12 protein-coding genes are annotated in these 17,504 nt (G+C 71.3%); 3 read left to right on the forward strand and 9 right to left on the reverse strand.

Going from position 1 to position 17,504, the window contains the following annotated elements; translation table 11 throughout:
* Positions 1-23: 23 nt before the first annotated feature.
* The gene (gene galE / locus E6P78_RS28110; RefSeq protein ID WP_136206454.1) at positions 24-995 is read right to left on the reverse strand and encodes a UDP-glucose 4-epimerase GalE; all 972 of its coding nucleotides are present in this window, start codon (positions 993-995) and stop codon (positions 24-26) included.
* Positions 996-1,184: 189 nt separating this feature from the next.
* Between galE and E6P78_RS28115 the strand changes: the two genes are divergently transcribed.
* Positions 1,185-3,431 carry a bifunctional glycosyltransferase/CDP-glycerol:glycerophosphate glycerophosphotransferase gene (locus E6P78_RS28115; RefSeq protein ID WP_136206455.1) on the forward strand — a complete coding sequence of 749 codons (2,247 nt, stop codon included), beginning with the start codon at positions 1,185-1,187 and terminating at the stop codon, positions 3,429-3,431.
* A 73-nt stretch (positions 3,432-3,504) separates the two neighbouring features.
* Here E6P78_RS28115 and obgE read toward each other — a convergent pair whose 3' ends face one another.
* The 8 genes from obgE to E6P78_RS28155 all read right to left on the reverse strand — a co-directional run bounded on the left by obgE (position 3,505) and on the right by E6P78_RS28155 (position 13,991).
* Entirely contained in the window at positions 3,505-4,944 is a 1,440-nt protein-coding gene (gene obgE, locus E6P78_RS28120; RefSeq protein ID WP_136206456.1) for a GTPase ObgE, read from the reverse strand.
* Positions 4,945-5,086: 142 nt separating this feature from the next.
* A complete protein-coding gene (rpmA, locus tag E6P78_RS28125) occupies positions 5,087-5,344 on the reverse strand; it encodes a 50S ribosomal protein L27 (protein WP_018551605.1) in 258 nt (85 codons plus the stop codon).
* A 14-nt stretch (positions 5,345-5,358) separates the two neighbouring features.
* The gene (gene rplU, locus E6P78_RS28130) at positions 5,359-5,679 is read right to left on the reverse strand and encodes a 50S ribosomal protein L21 (protein ID WP_018551604.1); all 321 of its coding nucleotides are present in this window, start codon (positions 5,677-5,679) and stop codon (positions 5,359-5,361) included.
* 208 nt (positions 5,680-5,887) lie between these two features.
* The gene (locus E6P78_RS28135; protein WP_136206457.1) at positions 5,888-6,949 is read right to left on the reverse strand and encodes an iron-containing alcohol dehydrogenase family protein; all 1,062 of its coding nucleotides are present in this window, start codon (positions 6,947-6,949) and stop codon (positions 5,888-5,890) included.
* Positions 6,937-7,689, reverse strand: a complete 753-nt coding sequence (locus E6P78_RS28140) for a phosphocholine cytidylyltransferase family protein (protein ID WP_136206458.1) — start codon at positions 7,687-7,689, stop codon at positions 6,937-6,939. Before E6P78_RS28140 ends, E6P78_RS28135 begins: the two co-directional genes overlap by 13 nt.
* Before the next feature lie 71 nt (positions 7,690-7,760).
* Complete coding sequence (gene galU / locus E6P78_RS28145) at positions 7,761-8,651, reverse strand: UTP--glucose-1-phosphate uridylyltransferase GalU (RefSeq protein WP_136206459.1); 891 nt, start codon at positions 8,649-8,651, stop codon at positions 7,761-7,763.
* A gap of 105 nt (positions 8,652-8,756) precedes the next feature.
* Entirely contained in the window at positions 8,757-11,729 is a 2,973-nt protein-coding gene (locus E6P78_RS28150; protein WP_346765632.1) for an Rne/Rng family ribonuclease, read from the reverse strand.
* Between the two features lie 1,440 nt (positions 11,730-13,169).
* On the reverse strand, positions 13,170-13,991 hold the full coding sequence (locus tag E6P78_RS28155; protein ID WP_136206460.1) for a TIGR03936 family radical SAM-associated protein: 822 nt from the start codon (positions 13,989-13,991) through the stop codon (positions 13,170-13,172).
* Between the two features lie 743 nt (positions 13,992-14,734).
* Between E6P78_RS28155 and E6P78_RS28165 the strand changes: the two genes are divergently transcribed.
* Positions 14,735-16,309, forward strand: coding sequence for a recombinase family protein (locus E6P78_RS28165; RefSeq protein ID WP_136206461.1), 1,575 nt, complete (start codon positions 14,735-14,737; stop codon positions 16,307-16,309).
* Between the two features lie 424 nt (positions 16,310-16,733).
* Complete coding sequence (locus E6P78_RS33660) at positions 16,734-16,991, forward strand: hypothetical protein (protein WP_240799394.1); 258 nt, start codon at positions 16,734-16,736, stop codon at positions 16,989-16,991.
* Positions 16,992-17,504: the final 513 nt, after the last annotated feature.

Below are 17,504 nucleotides of genomic sequence, written 5' to 3' on the forward strand. Positions count from 1 at the left end.
CCGGGCCCCACGTACGACCGTGCTTACGGGTGGCGCAGGCGCCAGCCCCGCCAGGCGGACTCGATCATCTCGTCCACGCCGTACCGGGCCGACCAGCCCAGCTCCTCGCGGATGCGGTCGGCGCCCGCGACCACCCGGGCCGGGTCGCCGGGGCGGCGGGCGGTCACCTCGGCGGCGACTGCGCCGTTGTCCGTGACCTTGAGGATGCGGTCGACCATCTCGCGCACCGAGCTGCCCTCGCCGCGGCCGATGTTCAGCGTGAGGTCCGTGCCGGGCTCGGCGTCCTCCAGCCGGCGGGCGGCCGCGAGGTGGGCGGAGGCGATGTCCTCGACGTGGATGTAGTCGCGGATGCAGGTGCCGTCGGGGGTCGCGTAGTCGTCGCCGAAGATGCGCGGGGCCTCGCCCGCCTCCAGGCGCTCGAAGACCATCGGGATCAGGTTGAAGACCCCGGCGTCGGCCAGCTCCGGCGATGCGGCGCCCGCCACGTTGAAGTAGCGGAGCGAGGCGCAGCGCAGCCCGTGGGCCCTGGCGGCGGCGTGGATCAGCCACTCGCCGACGAGCTTGGTCTCCCCGTACGGGCTCATCGGCGCGCACGGCGTCCGCTCGGTGACGAGGTCGACGTCGGGCATGCCGTAGACGGCGGCCGACGAGGAGAACACCAGCCGGCCGACGCCCGCGGCGACCATGCTCTCCAGCAGGACCTCCAGACCGGTGACGTTCTCCTTGTAGTAGTACAGGGGACGCTCGACGGACTCGCCGACCTGCTTCTTGCCGGCGATGTGCACCACCCCGGTCACCCCGTGGTCCCGGATCGCCGCGTCGAGGGCGTCGCGATCGAGAACGCTGCCGGTCACCAGGGGAACCCCCGCGGGGACCTTGTCGGCGCTCCCGGTCGACAGGTCGTCGAACACGACCACCTGCTGACCACCCGCGAGCATCGCGCGCACCACGTGCGCACCGATGTACCCCGCCCCGCCCGTAACCATCCAGGTCATGTCGTGCGTCTCCCTGTCAGATGCTGTACCCGTCAGCGCTCAACCCTACGTGGGCGCCCGGAGGCACCCTCCGAGGGCGGCCGGGACGATCAATTACGCTGTCCGGGTGCCGGACGCGCCCCACTGTTCCACGGTGCCGACCGCACCCCTCGCACAGACCCTGCGGAAGCTCTCTGGAACTGGTGGACGATGCCTCGACTGACCCTCATCGTGCCTGCGTACAACGTGCAGGGGTACATCGGGGAGTGTCTGGACTCCGTTCTCGGGCAGGACTTCACCGACTTCGAAGTCATCGGCGTCGACGACTGCTCCCCCGACGGTTCCGGCGCGATCCTCGACTCCTACGCGGCCCGGGACGCCCGGATTCGTGTGCTGCACCTCACCGAGAACGTGGGGCTGGGGCGCGCGCGCAACGCGGGTCTCGACCTGGCCACCGGCGACTACGTCCTCTTCCTCGACAGCGACGACACGCTGGCGCCCGGCTCCCTGGCGGCCATCACGGCGCGGCTCGACGCGACGGACGACCCGGACATCCTGATCTATGACTACACCCGCACCTACTGGGACGGGCAACTGCTGCGCAACAAGCGCTCCGACCTGATGGCCGAGGGCGACCCGGCGGTCTTCTCCCTCGCGGAGCGGCCGCAGCTGCTGGACCTTTTGCAGATCGTCTGGAACAAGGCCTACCGGCGCGATTTCGTCACCCGCCACGGATTCCGCTTCCCGCCCGGTTACTACGAGGACGCGCCCTGGACGTACACCTCGCTGATCGCGGCGGAGCGCATCGCGGTGCTCGACCGTTCCTGTGTGCTGTACCGGCAGCGGCGTGAGGGCGGGAACATTCTCCGTACGGTCAGCCGGAAGCATTTCGACGTCTTCGACCAGTACGACCGGGTGTTCGCCTACCTGGACGAGCGGCCCGACCTCGATTCCTGGCGTACGGCGCTCTTCCGGAAGATGGTCGACCACTTCCTGACCGTTCTGGAGAAGCCGGGCCGGCTCCCGCGCAACGCGCGCGCCGAGTTCTTCCACCGGGCGGCCAAGGACTACCGCAGCCGCCTCCCGGAGGGCTTCGAGCGGCCGCCGGGCGGGCGCGGTTACAAGTACGCGCTGCTCGGGGTCGACTCGTACTCCGCGTTCTTCGGCGTGACCCGCGCCAACAACGTGCGCCACCGTGCCCGGCTGGGCGGGCAGGCCCGTATCGGCCGGGCCAAGCGGGCCGCCCTGGGCATGTTCTACCGGTCGCAGCTGCGGATGCCGCTGGACGAGAACCTGGCGGTGTTCTCCGCGTACTGGGGGCGCGGCTACTCCTGCAACCCGGCGGCCATCGAGGCCGAGCTGGGCCGACTCGCGCCGGGCGTGCGCCGGGTCTGGGCCGTGCGCTCCGAGCACCGCGACCGGGTGCCCGCGGGCGTCGAGAAGGTGATCGTCGGCTCGCGCGAGTACTGGGCGGTCATGGCCCGCGCCAAGTACCTGACGAACAACGTGAACTTCGGCGACACCATCGTCAAGCGCGAGGGGCAGATCCACCTCCAGACCCATCACGGCACCCCGCTGAAGACGATGGGGCTCGACCAGGCCCGGTACCCCGCGTCCACCAACATGGACATGGAGAAGCTGCTGCGCCGGTGCGACCGCTGGGACTACAGCCTGTCCGCCAACCGGTTCTCCACCACCGTCTGGGAGCGGGTCTACCCCTGCCGGTACACCACGCTGGAGACCGGCTACCCGCGCAACGACGTGCTGCTCGGCTCCACCGCCGCGGACGTCGTGAAGGCCCGGCACGACCTGGGCCTCGCGGACGGCTCGACCGCGTTCCTGTACATGCCGACGCACCGCGAGTACGAGAAGTCCTTCGCCCCCCGGCTCGACCTGCCGAAGCTGGCCGAGGCGCTGGGCCCGGACGTGACCCTGCTGGTGCGCGGGCACTACTTCTACAAGCCCACCGGCCGGCTCGCCGAGCTCCAGGCCAGCGGCCGGGTCGTCGACGTCTCCGCCCACGCCAACGTCGAGCAGCTCTACCTCGCGGCCGACGCCCTGGTCACCGACTACTCCTCGGCGATGTTCGACTACGCCAACCTGGACCGGCCGATCGTCGTCTACGCGGACGACTGGGACACCTACCGGGTCGTGCGCGGCACCTACTTCGACCTCATGGCCGAGCCGCCGGGCACCGTCGCGACCACCCAGGAGCAGCTGACCGCCGTCCTTTGCTCGGACGCGTGGCGCGACGAGAAGGCGGCCGGGCTGCGCGCCGCGTTCCGGGAGCGCTACTGCGACTACGACGACGGACACGCCGCCGAGCGCGTGGTGCGCAGGGTGTTCCTGGGCGAGGAGGCCCTGCCCCCGGTCGTCCCGCTCGCCGAGCGCACCCCGGCCCCCTCCCCCGCCGAGGCGCTGGCCCTGGTGCTCGAGCAGGCCGCCGGAAAGGCCTGAGCACGCGAAACGGTCCCGGCTCCCCCGAGGGGGCCGGGACCGTCGTCGTTCCGGGGCCGTCGCCGTCAGCGGCTCACGCGAACGGGTCGAACTCCTGGTACTCCTTGATCGTCTCGTCGCGCTCCACCTCGCGGTCGCGGCGGCGCTGGGCGGCCGGACGCTGCTCCTCCAGCCGGTGGTCCTCGCCCCGGCGGCCGAGCATCTCCGCACCGGCCGACACGGTCGGCTCCCAGTCGAAGACGACCGCGTTGTCCTCGGCGCCGATCGCCACGCCGTCGCCCGCCCGGGCCCCGGCCTTGCGCAGCGCGTCCTCGACGCCCAGCCGGTTCAGCCGGTCTGCGAGGTAGCCGACGGCCTCGTCGTTGTTGAAGTCGGTCTGGCGCACCCAGCGCTCCGGCTTCTCACCGCGCACCCGGTAGATACCGTCGTCCTCCAGGACCACGGTGAACCCGGCGTCGTCCACGGCCTTGGGCCGGATGACGATACGGGTGGCCTCCTCCACCGGCTTGGCGGCACGCGCCTCGGCGATGATGCCGGCCAGGGCGAAGGACAGCTCCTTGAGCCCGGTCCTGGCGACGGCGGACACCTCGAAGACGCGGTAGCCGCGGGCCTCCAGGTCGGGACGGATCATGTCCGCGAGGTCCTGGCCGTCCGGGATGTCGATCTTGTTGAGGACGACGATCCGGGGCCGGTCCTCCAGACCCCCGTACAGCTTCAGCTCCTCCTCGATCATGTCGAGGTCGGAGACCGGGTCGCGGTCGGACTCCAGCGTCGCCGTGTCCAGGACGTGGACGAGCACCGAGCAGCGCTCGACGTGGCGCAGGAACTCCAGGCCGAGGCCCTTGCCCTGGCTGGCGCCCGGGATCAGGCCCGGGACGTCGGCGATGGTGTAGACGGTGCTGCCCGCGGTGACCACGCCCAGGTTCGGGACGAGGGTGGTGAACGGGTAGTCGGCGATCTTCGGCTTCGCGGCCGACAGCACGGAGATCAGCGAGGACTTGCCGGCGCTCGGGTAGCCCACCAGAGCGACGTCGGCGACGGTCTTGAGCTCCAGGACGATGTCCCGCGCCTCGCCGGGCTCGCCGAGCAGCGCGAAGCCGGGGGCCTTGCGCCGGGCGGAGGCCAGCGCGGCGTTCCCGAGGCCGCCCCGGCCGCCCTGGCCGGCGACGAACGCGGTGCCCTGGCCGACGAGGTCGGCGAGCACATTGCCGTCGCGGTCGAGGACGACGGTGCCGTCCGGCACGGGCAGGACCAGGTCCTGGCCCTCCTTGCCGGTGCGGTTGTCGCCCGCGCCGGGCTGGCCGTTGGTGGCCTTGCGGTGGGGGTGGTGGTGGTAGTCGAGGAGCGTGGTGACCGCCTGGTCGACGACCAGGGTCACATCGCCGCCGCGGCCGCCGTTGCCGCCGTCCGGGCCGCCGAGCGGCTTGAACTTCTCACGGTGAACGGAGGCACAGCCGTGGCCTCCGTTACCCGCGGCGACATGCAGTTCGACGCGGTCCACGAAGGTGGTCATGGATGGAACCTCCAGTTGCATACCTGCAGAAATGTCTCGCTCGTGCGCCCCTGTAAGGGCAACACGCGAAAGGCGGACCCACTTCCCCTAACAGGAAGTGAGGTCCGCCTCCACGTCATACCGCTCGACGAGCGCCGGGAATTCAGCCGGCGATCGGAACGATGTTCACCACGTTACGGCCACGGTGCGTGCCGAACTGGACCGCACCGGCGGCCAGGGCGAACAGCGTGTCGTCGCCACCACGGCCGACGCCCGTGCCCGGGTGGAAGTGGGTGCCGCGCTGGCGGACCAGGATCTCACCGGCGTTGACGGCCTGACCGCCGAAGCGCTTCACGCCGAGCCGCTGAGCATTGGAATCGCGCCCGTTCCGGGTGGACGATGCGCCCTTCTTGTGTGCCATGTCTCCTCAGTCCCTTACTTCGCAGCCGCGGGAATACCGGTGACCTTGATCGCCGTGTACTGCTGGCGGTGACCCTGGCGACGGCGGTAGCCGGTCTTGTTCTTGTAGCGAAGGATGTCGATCTTCGCGCCCTTGTGGTGGTCCACGATCTCGGCCTGGACCTTGATGCCGTCCAGGACCCACGGGTCGCTGGTCACGGCGTCGCCGTCGACAACGAGCAGGGTAGAGAGCTCTACCGTGTCGCCAACCTTGGCGGTGGGAATCTTGTCAACCTCAACGATGTCGCCGACAGCAACCTTGTGCTGGCGACCACCGCTGCGCACGATGGCGTACACGCGGATCTCACTCTCACTCGAAGCGGAAACCCCTGATGCCAGCCGCTCACACGGGTCCGGGAACCCGTGACGATCCGGATTGGACGAGCGGCCTCTCCCGAACGAGCGGGAGGTCAGTGCTCAGAGGTGTGGCGAACAAACGCCGACGGTCAAGGCTACGGGGCCCCGGACAGCCGGTCAAACCGGGTCCGGTCCGGCCCCGCCCCGCTCAGACCGCGGCGGTCCTGACGTACTCGGCGTAGGCGTCCCTGATCCCGTCCTCGGGCAGGTTCAGGTGTTCCAGGATCGTGTACCGGCCCGGTCTGGTCCGGGGCGCGAACTCGACCACCGAGACGAACTCGTCCACGCCGAAGCCCATGTCCTCGGCGGTCACCGGCAGCCCGTGGCGCCGCAGCACCTCGGTCATCCGTACGGACTCCTGCACGGCGCCGCGCAGGTGCATCGCGAACGCCGCGCCGAGCCCGCACTGCTCGCCGTGGCTGGCGGCCCGCTGCGGGAAGAGCAGGTCGAAGGCGTGGTTGATCTCGTGGCAGGCGCCCGAGGCCGGCCGGCTGTCTCCGGCCACCGACATCGAGATCCCGGTGAGCACCAGGCCCTCCGCCAGTACCTGGAGGAACGCGTCGTCGTCCAGGCTCCCGGGGTGGCGCAGCACGGCCTCACCGGCCTGCCGGGCCATCGCGGCGGCCAGCCCGTCCATGTCCTCGCCGTTGACCCGGTGGGCCAGCTCCCAGTCCGCCACGGCGGAGATGTTCGACAGCGCGTCCCCGATCCCGGACCGCACGAAGCGGGCCGGGGCCTCCCGGATGACGTCGAGGTCGATGACGACGGCGATCGGGTTCGGCACCCCGTACGAGCCGCGGCCCGCGTCGTTGTCCAGCGTCGCCACCGGGGAGCACAGGCCGTCGTGGGACAGGTTCGTCGCCACGGCGACCAGCGGCAGCCCGACGCGCGCCGCGGCGAACTTCGCACAGTCGATGATCTTGCCGCCGCCGAGGCCGACCACGGCGTCGTACCGCCCGGTCTTCATGGCCTCGGCGAGCTTGACGGCGTCGTTCAGCGTGCCGCCGCCCACCTCGAACCAGGAGGCGCCCGGCAGGCTGCCCGAGAGCCGCTCCCGCAGCGCCCGGCCGCTGCCCCCGCTGATCGCCACCGCCAGCTTGCCGGAGCCGGAGATCCGCTGATCGGCGAGGACGCTCGCCAGATCCGCCAGAGCACCGGCCCGGATGTCGACGACGACCGGTGCGGGGATCAGCCGGGTCAGTACTGGCACGCGATCTTCCTGCCCTTGGCCAGGTCCTCGTGGTTGTCGATCTCGACCCACTTCACGTCACCGATCGGCGCCACGTCGACCGTGAAGCCGCGGTTGACGAGCTCCTGGTAGCCGTCCTCGTAGTACAGGTCCGGGTCGCGCTCGAAGGTGGCCTTCAGGGCGTCGGCCAGCTCGTCGGCCGCGTCGCCCTCGATCAGGGTGACGCCGATGTACTCGCCGGTCGCCTCGGCCGGGTCCATCAGCTTGGTGATCCGGCGGACGCCCTTGCCGTCCTCGACGACGACCTTCATCTCCTCGTCGGCGAGCTGCTTCACCGTGTCGAGGGCCAGGATGATGCGCTTGCCGTCGCCGCGGGCGGCCAGCAGCGTCTTCTCGACGGAGACCGGGTGCACGGTGTCGCCGTTGGCGAGGATGACGCCGTTCTTGAGGGCGTCCCGGCCGCACCACAGGGAGTAGGCGTTGTTCCACTCCTCGGCCTTGTCGTTGTCGATCAGCGTGATGGTGACGCCGTACTTGGCCTCCAGCGCCGCCCTGCGCTCGTACAGGGCCTCCTTGCGGTAGCCCACGATGATCGCGACCTCGGTCAGGCCGATCTCGGCGAAGTTGCCGAGCGTCAGGTCGACGACGGTCAGGCTCTCCTCGTCGCCCTCGGGGCCGACCGGCACCAGGGCCTTGGGAAGCGTGTCGGTGTAGGGGCGCAGACGGCGACCGGCGCCGGCCGCCAGAATCATGCCGATCATGGGGTTCTCCTTGGTCCTTGGTGCGGTGTTACGGATGTCTCGGGTGGGAGTGCGTGCGCCCGGCGGGCGGGTCATAGCTCGGCCGCCACGTAGGCGCGCAGCCAGGTGCGGAAGCCCGGGCCCAGGTCCTCGCGCTCGCAGGCGAGGCGGACGATGGCCCGCAGGTAGTCGCCGCGGTCGCCGGTGTCGTAACGGCGGCCCCGGAAGACGACGCCGTGCACCGGGCCGCCGAGCTTCTCGTCGGCTGCCAGCTGCTGGAGCGCGTCGGTCAGCTGGATCTCGCCGCCCCGGCCCGGCCCGGTCTCGCGCAGCACCGCGAAGACGGCGGGGTCCAGGACATAGCGGCCGATGACCGCGAGATTGCTGGGCGCGTCACCCGGCTCCGGCTTCTCGACCAGGCCGGTCACCCGGACGATGTCGCTGTCCGGCGTGGCCTCCACCGCCGCGCACCCGTACAGGTGGCTCTGCTCGGGCGCCACCTCCATGAGCGCGACGACGCTGCCGCCCTCGCGCTCCTGGACCTCGGTCATCCGGGCCAGCAGCGGGTCGCGCGGGTCGATCAGGTCGTCGCCGAGCAGCACCGCGAAGGGTTCGTCCCCCACGTGGGGTTCCGCGCACAGCACGGCGTGGCCGAGGCCGCGCGGGTCGCCCTGGCGCACGTAGTGCATGGTCGCGAGGTCGCTCGACTCCTGGACCCGCACCAGCCGTTCGGCGTCGCCCTTGCGGGTCAGCGCCGACTCCAGCTCGTAGTTCCGGTCGAAGTGGTCCTCAAGCGCCCGCTTGTTGCGCCCGGTGATCATCAGTACGTCGCTCAGCCCCGCGGCGGCCGCCTCCTCCACGACGTACTGGATCGCCGGCTTGTCGACGACGGGCAGCATCTCCTTGGGAGTGGCCTTCGTCGCCGGCAGGAACCGGGTACCGAGCCCGGCGGCCGGTATGACGGCCTTCTGGATCTTGCGCATTGTGGGGGCTTTCGTGTCGGGGGGCGGGAGCGGCCCGGGGCCTCAACGCAGCCGGCCGGTCCCGCGAGGGACCGGCCCGACTGCGTCGCGCGCGGTGCGAGGCGGTCAGGCCTCGTCGGCCGCGGCCGTGACGGGCGAGGCGGTCTGCTGCTCCGCCGCCACCGTCTTCTTCGCCGCCGCCTTCTTGGCCGTCGTCTTCTTCGCGGCGGTCTTCTTGGCCGCGGTCTTCTTGACGGCCGCCTTCTTGGCCGTGGCCTTCTTGGCGGTCTTGCGGGCCGCCTTCTTGGCCGGTGCCGCCTCGGTCCCGGTCTCGGTTCCGGTCTCGGCCTCGGTCCCGGCCTCGGTCCCGGCCTGCGCCTCGGGGGCCTCGACCACGACGACCGCGGCCTCCTCGGCCCCCGCGGGGGAACCGGCGGGCGCGCTGACCTTGCGGGTGGCGCGGCGCCGGACACGCGGCGGCGCGGCCGACTCCTCGGCCGGGGCCTCGGCGTGCGAGGCCTCGACCACCGGGTCCTCGGCGGCGACCGGGTCGGGCCCGGACACCGGCTCCTCGGCGGCCGGGGCGGGCTCGGCGGGCTCCGCCATGACCGGCTCGGACACGACCGCATCGGCCGGGGCCGGCGAGCCCGCGGGAGCGGTCGCCTTACGGGTCGCCCGGCGGCGCGTACGGCCCTGGGGCGCCTCGGCAGGGGCCTCGGCGGGCGTCTCGGCCACCGGCTCCGGGGCCGCCACGGGCTCCGGCTCCGCGACCGGCTCGGCCACGATCTCCTCGGCCGGGGCGGACGCGGACCTCGGAGCGCCGGCCGGGGCCGACGCCTTGCGCGACGCCCGGCGGCGGCCACGGCCGCGCGCGGCGGCCTCGGCCTCGGCGGGGCTGCTGTACAGCTCCTCGTCCGCGACGAACTCCGGCTCGGGCAGCGCCACCGGGGCGGCGACCTCCGCCGCCACCTCGGCCTCGGTCTCGACCTCGGGTTCGGCGTCGGAGACGTGCTCGTGGCCGTGGTCGTGCTCGTGGTCCTGGCCGGAACCGCCGCGGCGCTTCTTGGAGCGCTTGCCGCCGCCACCGCCGCCCACCGAGGAGGGCTGCTCCATGTGGACGATCACACCGCGCCCGTTGCAGTGGACGCAGGTCTCGGAGAAGGACTCCAGCAGGCCCTGGCCGACCCGCTTGCGGGTCATCTGGACCAGGCCCAGCGAGGTGACCTCGGCGACCTGGTGCTTCGTACGGTCGCGGCCCAGGCACTCCAGCAGGCGCCGCAGCACCAGGTCCCGGTTGGACTCCAGCACCATGTCGATGAAGTCCACGACGACGATGCCGCCGAGGTCGCGCAGCCGCAGCTGGCGCACGATCTCCTCGGCCGCCTCCAGGTTGTTCTTGGTGACGGTCTCTTCCAGGTTGCCGCCCTGGCCGGTGAACTTGCCGGTGTTGACGTCGACCACGACCATCGCCTCGGTCTTGTCGATCACCAGCGAGCCGCCGCTCGGCAGGTAGACCTTGCGGTCCAGCGCCTTCATGAGCTGCTCGTCGATCCGGTACGTCGCGAAGACGTCGACCTCGGAGGTCCACCGCGACAGCCGGTCCGTCAGGTCGGGCGCCACGTGCGAGACGTAGCCGTGGATGGTCTCCCACGCGTCGTCGCCGCTGACGATGACCTTGGAGAAGTCCTCGTTGAAGATGTCGCGGACGACCCGGACGGTCATGTCCGGCTCGCCGTACAGGAGCGTCGGCGCGTTGGAGCTGCCGGTGCTCTTGGACTTCTTGCGGATGTCCTCCCACTGCTGCTGCAGCCGCTCGACGTCACGGCGCAGTTCGTCCTCGCTCGCGCCCTCGGCGGCGGTGCGCACGATGACGCCCGCGTCCTCGGGGACGATCTTCTTGAGGATGGTCTTGAGCCGGGCGCGCTCGGTGTCGGGCAGCTTGCGGCTGATCCCGGTCATCGAGCCCTCGGGCACGTAGACCAGGTAGCGGCCGGGCAGCGAGACCTGGCTGGTCAGACGGGCACCCTTGTGGCCGATCGGGTCCTTCGTCACCTGGACGAGCACGGACTGGCCGGACTTGAGCGCGGTTTCGATGCGGCGCGGCCCGTGGGCCATGCCGAGCGCCTCGAAGTTGACCTCACCGGCGTACAGGACGGCGTTGCGGCCCTTGCCGATGTCCACGAAGGCGGCCTCCATGGACGGCAGCACGTTCTGGACCTTGCCCAGGTAGACGTTGCCGACGTAGCTGGTGGCCTGCTCCTTGTTGACGTAGTGCTCCACCAGCACGTTGTCCTCGAGGACGCCGATCTGGGTGCGCTCGCCGCTCTGGCGGACGACCATGACGCGTTCGACGGCCTCGCGACGGGCCAGGAACTCCGCCTCGGTGATGATCGGCACCCGGCGACGGCCCTGCTCGCGGCCCTCGCGGCGGCGCTGCTTCTTGGCCTCCATGCGGGTCGAGCCCTTGATGGACTGGACCTCGTCGAAGCCGGTGCCGAGCTCCCGCTCCTCCTTCTTGCGGGGCTCGCGGACCTTGACGACCGTGCGCTCCGGGTCGTCCGTTCCGTTCTCGGCCTCGGGCGCGGCGTCACCGCTGCGACGGCGGCGGCGCCGGCGACGGCGGCTGCTGCTCGACCCGGAGGCGGCGGACTCGTGGTCGTCCTGCTCGTCGTCGCCCTCGTCGTCCTCGGGCTCCTGGGCGGCCTCGGGCTCGTCCTCGGCGTGCTCGGCGGCGTCGTCCTCGGCGGACTCGCCGCGGCGGCGGCGACGGCCACCCCGGCGGCGGCGGCGCGACGGGCGGTCGCCGTACTCGTCGGTGTCCTCGCCGTCGTGCTCGGTGTCGCTCTCGTTGTCCGGCTCGTGCTCGTCCTCGGCGGCCTGCTCCTGGACCGGCGCGGCGGTCACCGGCTCGGCGGCGGGCTCGGCCTCGGCGGCCTCACCGCGGCGGCGGCGCCGGCGGCGCGATCCGCCCTGCGGCGCGGCCTCGGCGGGAGCGGTGCGCTCCGGGGCCGTGGTGATCTCCTCCTCGGGCTCCTCCTCCTGCGAGGCGGGCCCGGCGGCGGCAGCGGCGGCGGCAGCGGTCTCCGGGGTCTGGAACATCGGCTCGGCGAAGACCGGCGCCTGGAAGACGGCGACGGCGGGGCGCGTCGCCCGGCGGCTGCGGCGCGCGGGCTCCTCCGTCTTGGCGGTGAACTCGGGGCGGCCTGCCGCGGAGGTGGCCCGGCGGCGCTGACGGCCGCGCGGGGCGGCCTCCTCGACCTCGACGGGCTCGGCGGCCAGCTCCTCGACGGCGGCCTCGGGCAGGCTCTCGCCGGCCTGGACCTCGACACGCTCCTCCGCGGGCTCCTCGGCGGGCTGCGGGGCACCGGCCGGGGACGACGCCTTACGGACCGCGCGACGGCGGCCACGCGGCGCCTCGACGGGCTCGGCGACCTCGGCCGCCTGGGCGGTCTCGGCCGGCTCGGTGACCTCCTCGGCGGCCTCGTCGGCGGGCTTCGCGGCAACCTGCGGGGCGCCGGCCGGGGCGGAGGCCCGGCGGCGGGCTCGGGGCTCTCCACGGCCGCCGGCGCATCCGCCACGATCTCGACGGGCTCGGCGGCCTTGGGCGCACCGGCCGGGGACGTGGCCTTGCGGACGGCACGGCGGCGGCCGCGCGGCGCCTCGGCGGCGACGGGCTCTGCTGCGGGCTCGGGGCTCTCCACCACGGGGGCCTCCTCGACGGTCTCGGCCGGCTCGGCGGCCTCGGGCTCGGCGGCCTTGGGCGCACCGGCGGGGGACGTGGCCTTGCGGACGGCGCGGCGGCGGGTGCGCGGCGCCTCGGCGGCGGGCTCCTCGGCGGCCTCGGCGGGCTCCACGGTCTCGGCCGGCTCAGCGGTCCTGGGCTCGGCGGCCTTGGGCGCACCGGCGGGGGACGTGGCCTTGCGGACGGCGCGGCGGCGGGTGCGCGGCGCCTCGGCGGCGGGCTCCTCGGCTGCGGGCTCCTCGGCAGCCGCGACCGGCTCCACGATCTCGGCGGCTTCGGCGGCCTTGGGCGCGCCCGCCGGGGAGGTCGCCTTGCGGACCGCGCGGCGGCGGGGGCGGGCCGGGGCGGCGGTCTCGGCCTCGGCGGTGTTCTCGCTGCTGGTCTCGGACACTGCGGCGTCAACGGCCGGTATGGCCGGCGCTTCGGCGGCGGCCCGGTCGCCCGCCGACGGCGGGCCTGCGGGGCGGGAGGCGGCGCGGCGCCTGCGGCGCGGCGGCAGCTTGTCCCCGGGGGTGTTGTTCTCTTCTGCGTTCCCGGTGGAGCCGGGTTCGTTCGGCTGGGGCATGCGGGCGTTTCTCCCGTCGCGCTCCCGGGCGCCGCACCTGGTTCCGGTCCGGCTCGGTCCGCATGGTGGTCGCGGCACCGCCGTCCGGGGCGCGGGCGCCGCACGGGAGCTGAATGTCTGGCTCGCCGGTTCCGTACGCGGTGTGCGGACGGCCTGGCGAAAGTCTTATGGGTCAGCGCGCGGCCCGGCCCAGGTGGCTCCCGAGCGCGAGGGCTGCGCTACAACGACCGCCTTACGCGGAACCTGCGCCTTCCGGCGCCGTCGCGACGGCGGTCCCGGCGGCCGTGGTTGATGCGGCCGGGGCTGCCTCGCGGTCGGGCGCGAGCGGGTCGGTCACCGTGCCGGACTCCTCGTCGAAGAGCCCCTGCGCCAGCCTGGTCACCGCTGCGGCGACGGTTCCCCAAGTTCTCGACTGCGCTCGAACAGGGGAGGCCCCACCCGCCAGGTCGGCGACAACGCGGAGACCGGACAGGACGTCGTCAGGCCGTACGGCAGGTGTCACGTGCCGAACAACCAGCCGCAGTATCGCACAGGCCCTGCCACCGGACCTATCAGGCGGAAGATCGACCGTCCGGAGGTCGACCACCGCGGCGCGGGCGTCGAAGGTCCGCATGCCGTTCTTCGTGCGGCGCTCGACCTCGACGGTCTCGGCCGCGTTGAAGGCGGCCACGGCCCTCTCGGCGTCCTGCGGGCCGACCCCGTCCAGGCGCATCTCCCAGACGGAGGCGGTCAGCCGGTCGGCGAGGCCCGAGGTGCGGGCCTCGACGGCGTCCGTGATGTCCAGGCCGTCCGGCATCGAGTCGTTGAGCAGCTCGCGCAGGACGTCCGGGTCACGGGACTCGGTGAGGGCGATCTCCAGGAACTCGGCCTCGCTGCCCGTGCCGGTGGGTGCGGCATTGGCGTACGAGACCTTGGGGTGCGGGGTGAAGCCCGCCGAGTAGGCCATGGGCACCTGGGAGCGGCGCAGCGCCCGCTCGAAGGCACGCTGGAAGTCGCGGTGGCTGGTGAACCGGAGGCGGCCGCGCTTGGTGTAGCGCAGTCGGATGCGCTGCACCGCCGGTGCGGGCGGCGGGCCTTCGGGCTGTCGCTTGCCCAGTGGTTCTTCTCCTCGGTGCGGGGCGGACGCGGTGGCACGCCGCCCTCGAAATGCGGGTGGCCCGGGGGTCCGGACCGGCTCACCCCTGCCGCACGGATTTCTCCGGGAGCAGGAAGATCTCTGGTTCGGGCGCCGCGCTGGGCACAGTCGTTGCACTACCCAGAGTACGCGCAAGGGGGCTTCCGAGTTCCCCGGGCTCGGGTACCGCCGGCCCGCAGGCCAACGCGCGCCACGCGTCGCGCCCGGCCTGCCGGTTCGTTTCGCGGGCCGCGCGCAGGGCCCGGCGGGCCGTGAGGTACGCCGAGCGCCCGGCCCAAGGCGCCCCCGGAACACGGCCTCGACGCCCCGGATCAGCAGACCGAGGCCTCAGACGATGCCCTGGCCCATCGGAGTGAGCACGTGCCGGTACTCGCACACCCGTGAGACAGCTGTCGCCGCCCTCCTGGCGCGGGCGGCTGGTGCTTCCCGTACCCCGTGCGCGCGGGTGTCCGGTGCTTTTCCTGGTCCACGCACCCCATGACGCGACGGCCCGGTCCGGGGTTTCCCCGGGCCGGGCCTTCGTCACCGAGCTGTCACGCGCCGGAGCGCTACTTCACGACCGTCAGCGGCAGGAGCTTCTTGCCGGTCGGGCCGATCTGAATGCTGGTGTCCATCTGCGGGCAGATAGACACATGACTAAATCCATAGCTACTCTCCGAGCCATGAAGACGTACGACATCGAAGCCGAGTGGACCGCTGCGGACCTGGCTCTGCTCAAGGAGCTGAAGAAGGCGGAGGCGCTGCTTCCTGCGGACGCCCCACGCGCTCTGCTCTCCATCCGCCTGTCCGTACTTACGGAGGACACCACCTCGCCGGTCCGGCAGGAACTCGACCTTCGCCTACTGGCCAGGGACAAGGGGTACCGCGTCGTCGGCGTCGCTTCCGATCTCAACGTCTCGGCGACGAAGGTTCCACCGTGGAAGCGCAAGGAACTCGGCGAGTGGCTGAACAACCGATTTCCCGAGTTCGATGCTCTGCTCTTCTGGAAGCTCGACAGATTTATCCGCCGCATGTCGGATCTCTCCACGATGATCGAGTGGTGCCAGCGGTACGGAAAGAACCTGGCATCGAAGAACGACTCGATCGACCTTGAATCCACTGTCGGCCGGATGATGGTCACGCTCATCGGGGGCATCGCCGAGATCGAAGCGGCGAACACATCGACCCGCGTGGCGTCCCTCTGGGACTACACGCGGACTCAGGACGCCTGGTTCGTCGGGAAGCCTGCCTATGGCTACGTGACGACGAAGGCGAACGGAAGGCCGAGCCTTGCCATCGAGCCGAACGCATACAAGGCGCTGCACTGGGCTCGCCGCATGGCGCTGCGGGGAGTGTCAGCCCGGCGCATGTCTCTTTGTCTCGTCCGCGCCGACCTCATGTCCGAGGGACTCACCACGACGACTCTCCTCCGACGCCTCCGCAACCCGGCACTCATGGGTTACCGAGTGGAGGAGAACAAGAACAAGGGAGTACGCCGCTCCAAGCTGATCCTCGGACACGACGGCAAGCCGATCAGGGTGACCGAACCGATCTTCACCGAGACCGAATACGACGACCTCCAGGAGGCCATCGATCGGCGCGGCAAGAACCAGCCCCAGCGCCAGACGCACGGCGCGACGCAGTTCCTCGGCGTACTGGTCTGCGCCGACTGCACGTCGAACATGACGGTGCACGTCACGTCTAACAAGTTCGGCCAGTACCGATACCTCCGGTGCCAGAAGTGCAAGAGCGGGGGGCTCGGCGCACCGGACCCACAGGGTGTGTACGACGTACTGGTTGGCGATGTGCTGCGGGTGCTCGGCGACTTCCCCGTACAAGTCCGCGAGTACGCCCAGGGCGCTGAGGCTCGGGCAGAGGTGAAGCGACTCGAAGAGGCCATCGCCTACTACATGAAGGGGCTTGAGCCTGGAGGCCGCTACACGAAGACGCGGTTCACTCAGGAGCAGGCAGAGAAGACGCTCGACAAGCTCACGGACGAACTGAGTGCGATCGATCCCGAGACCACACAGGACCGATGGACTCTCATCCACAACGGGAAGACGTTCCGTGAAGCATGGGAGTCCGGAGGGATGGAGGTCATGGCTGAGGACCTCCGCCGCGTGGGCATCACGTGCGAGGTCACACGCACCAAGGTCAAGGGCGTGCGTGCGCCCTCCGTACATCTGCGTCTGAAGATTCCCCGTGACGTACGCGAACGGCTCGTCATCAAGAGCGACGACTTCGCAGCGAAGCTCTGACAGCAAGGACAGGGAGGGGCTCGGCTTGACAGCCGAGCAACCCACCACATAGGAATACCTCCCCACTCTTTGACGGAGCGGGGACCGTAGCTCCCACCGTTCAGCGGTGGTAGAGCTGGCCACTCCGCGAGAGGCCGCGATCCCGAGGGGCTCGCAGGGACGTCGAGGGACTCCCAAAGCGCAGGACGCAACTGCGCGACTTCCAACCGCCGAGCCGTGGCTACGTGCTGCGCTCCACCGACAGGAGTCGCGAACCCTTGAACATCACGAGCGAAATCGTCTGGACCTGTGAGGCGTGCACATCGCCCCTCATCGACGGACACGCCCACACCTGCGGCCCCAACGACGGGAGCCGCGACCAGCGACTATCAGCTTCGGTCATGACCGCCCGTGGGGCGGGGTCTCTCAGCACGAGTACCGGCGCATGGCACAGGACCACGGGCACCCGCTCGCGTACCGGGTCCACTTCGCCGCCATCGGATGGGCCGACCGCCACGGACACGCCGCGTTCGAGCCGGGCAGACTGGCCGCGCTGCTCGGCAAGGACGGCAAGGACGGCAAGGACGGCAAGCGACTGTCCGACCAGAGCACCCGCAACGCGGTAGCACGCGCCAAGGATCTCCACCTCGTCTCGCCCCGTTCCGGCGCGGCCTGCCTGGTGCTTCCGCCTCACCTGTTCTAAAAAGCCAAGGGTGCGCCGGTGCCCTGCCGCGTCCACCAAGAAAGGTGACCGCACACCACACGTGTAGTCAGAGCACGTCTGGCGTGCGCTCATACAGCGCCTGACCTGCACGAACGTTTACGCCCTCTCTTATCTATTTGGCTCCCGGTGCGGCCCCCTCCGGGGCCGACAGTGCGTAGCCCCTTGGCTCGACGGCGAACGGCAGCAGGGCGCGGCAGCGCCCCAACGAAGTAAGGCAACGGCGAAGAAGTAGGCGGCAGGGGGCGGCTCCGCAGCCACTACGACAGTGCGGCCCGTAGGGCCGACAGCAGGAAGTCCCAGGAAGAAGAAGCCCGGTGGGGCGCTGCCGCGCCCCCATAGAGCTAGCACGCAAGCAGTAGGGACCTTGTCGGCGACGGGTGAATCGTGACCCTCTGACGGCGGATCAAAACTGACCCACCTCGTGGTCTACCGACCATCCTGATCTTGATCGAAGGTCAGGAGAAGAGGGTGATTTCCGTGGAGGACTGGGCA

The sequence above is a fragment of the Streptomyces sp. A0958 genome, assembly GCF_004795035.1.
Taxonomy (GTDB): domain Bacteria; phylum Actinomycetota; class Actinomycetes; order Streptomycetales; family Streptomycetaceae; genus Streptomyces.

Excerpts from the sequence above, each read along its gene's own strand:
- rpmA (WP_018551605.1), bottom strand. The coding sequence starts at position 5,344 with ATGGCACACAAGAAGGGCGCATCGTCCACCCGGAACGGGCGCGATTCC.
- galE (WP_136206454.1), bottom strand. The coding sequence starts at position 995 with ATGACCTGGATGGTTACGGGCGGGGCGGGGTACATCGGTGCGCACGTG.
- E6P78_RS33660 (WP_240799394.1), top strand. The coding sequence starts at position 16,734 with ATGGCACAGGACCACGGGCACCCGCTCGCGTACCGGGTCCACTTCGCC.
- E6P78_RS28140 (WP_136206458.1), bottom strand. The coding sequence starts at position 7,689 with ATGATCGGCATGATTCTGGCGGCCGGCGCCGGTCGCCGTCTGCGCCCC.
- E6P78_RS28150 (WP_346765632.1), bottom strand. The coding sequence starts at position 11,729 with ATGTTCCAGACCCCGGAGACCGCTGCCGCCGCCGCTGCCGCCGCCGGG.
- obgE (WP_136206456.1), bottom strand. The coding sequence starts at position 4,944 with ATGACCACCTTCGTGGACCGCGTCGAACTGCATGTCGCCGCGGGTAAC.
- E6P78_RS28115 (WP_136206455.1), top strand. The coding sequence starts at position 1,185 with ATGCCTCGACTGACCCTCATCGTGCCTGCGTACAACGTGCAGGGGTAC.
- E6P78_RS28165 (WP_136206461.1), top strand. The coding sequence starts at position 14,735 with ATGAAGACGTACGACATCGAAGCCGAGTGGACCGCTGCGGACCTGGCT.
- galU (WP_136206459.1), bottom strand. The coding sequence starts at position 8,651 with ATGCGCAAGATCCAGAAGGCCGTCATACCGGCCGCCGGGCTCGGTACC.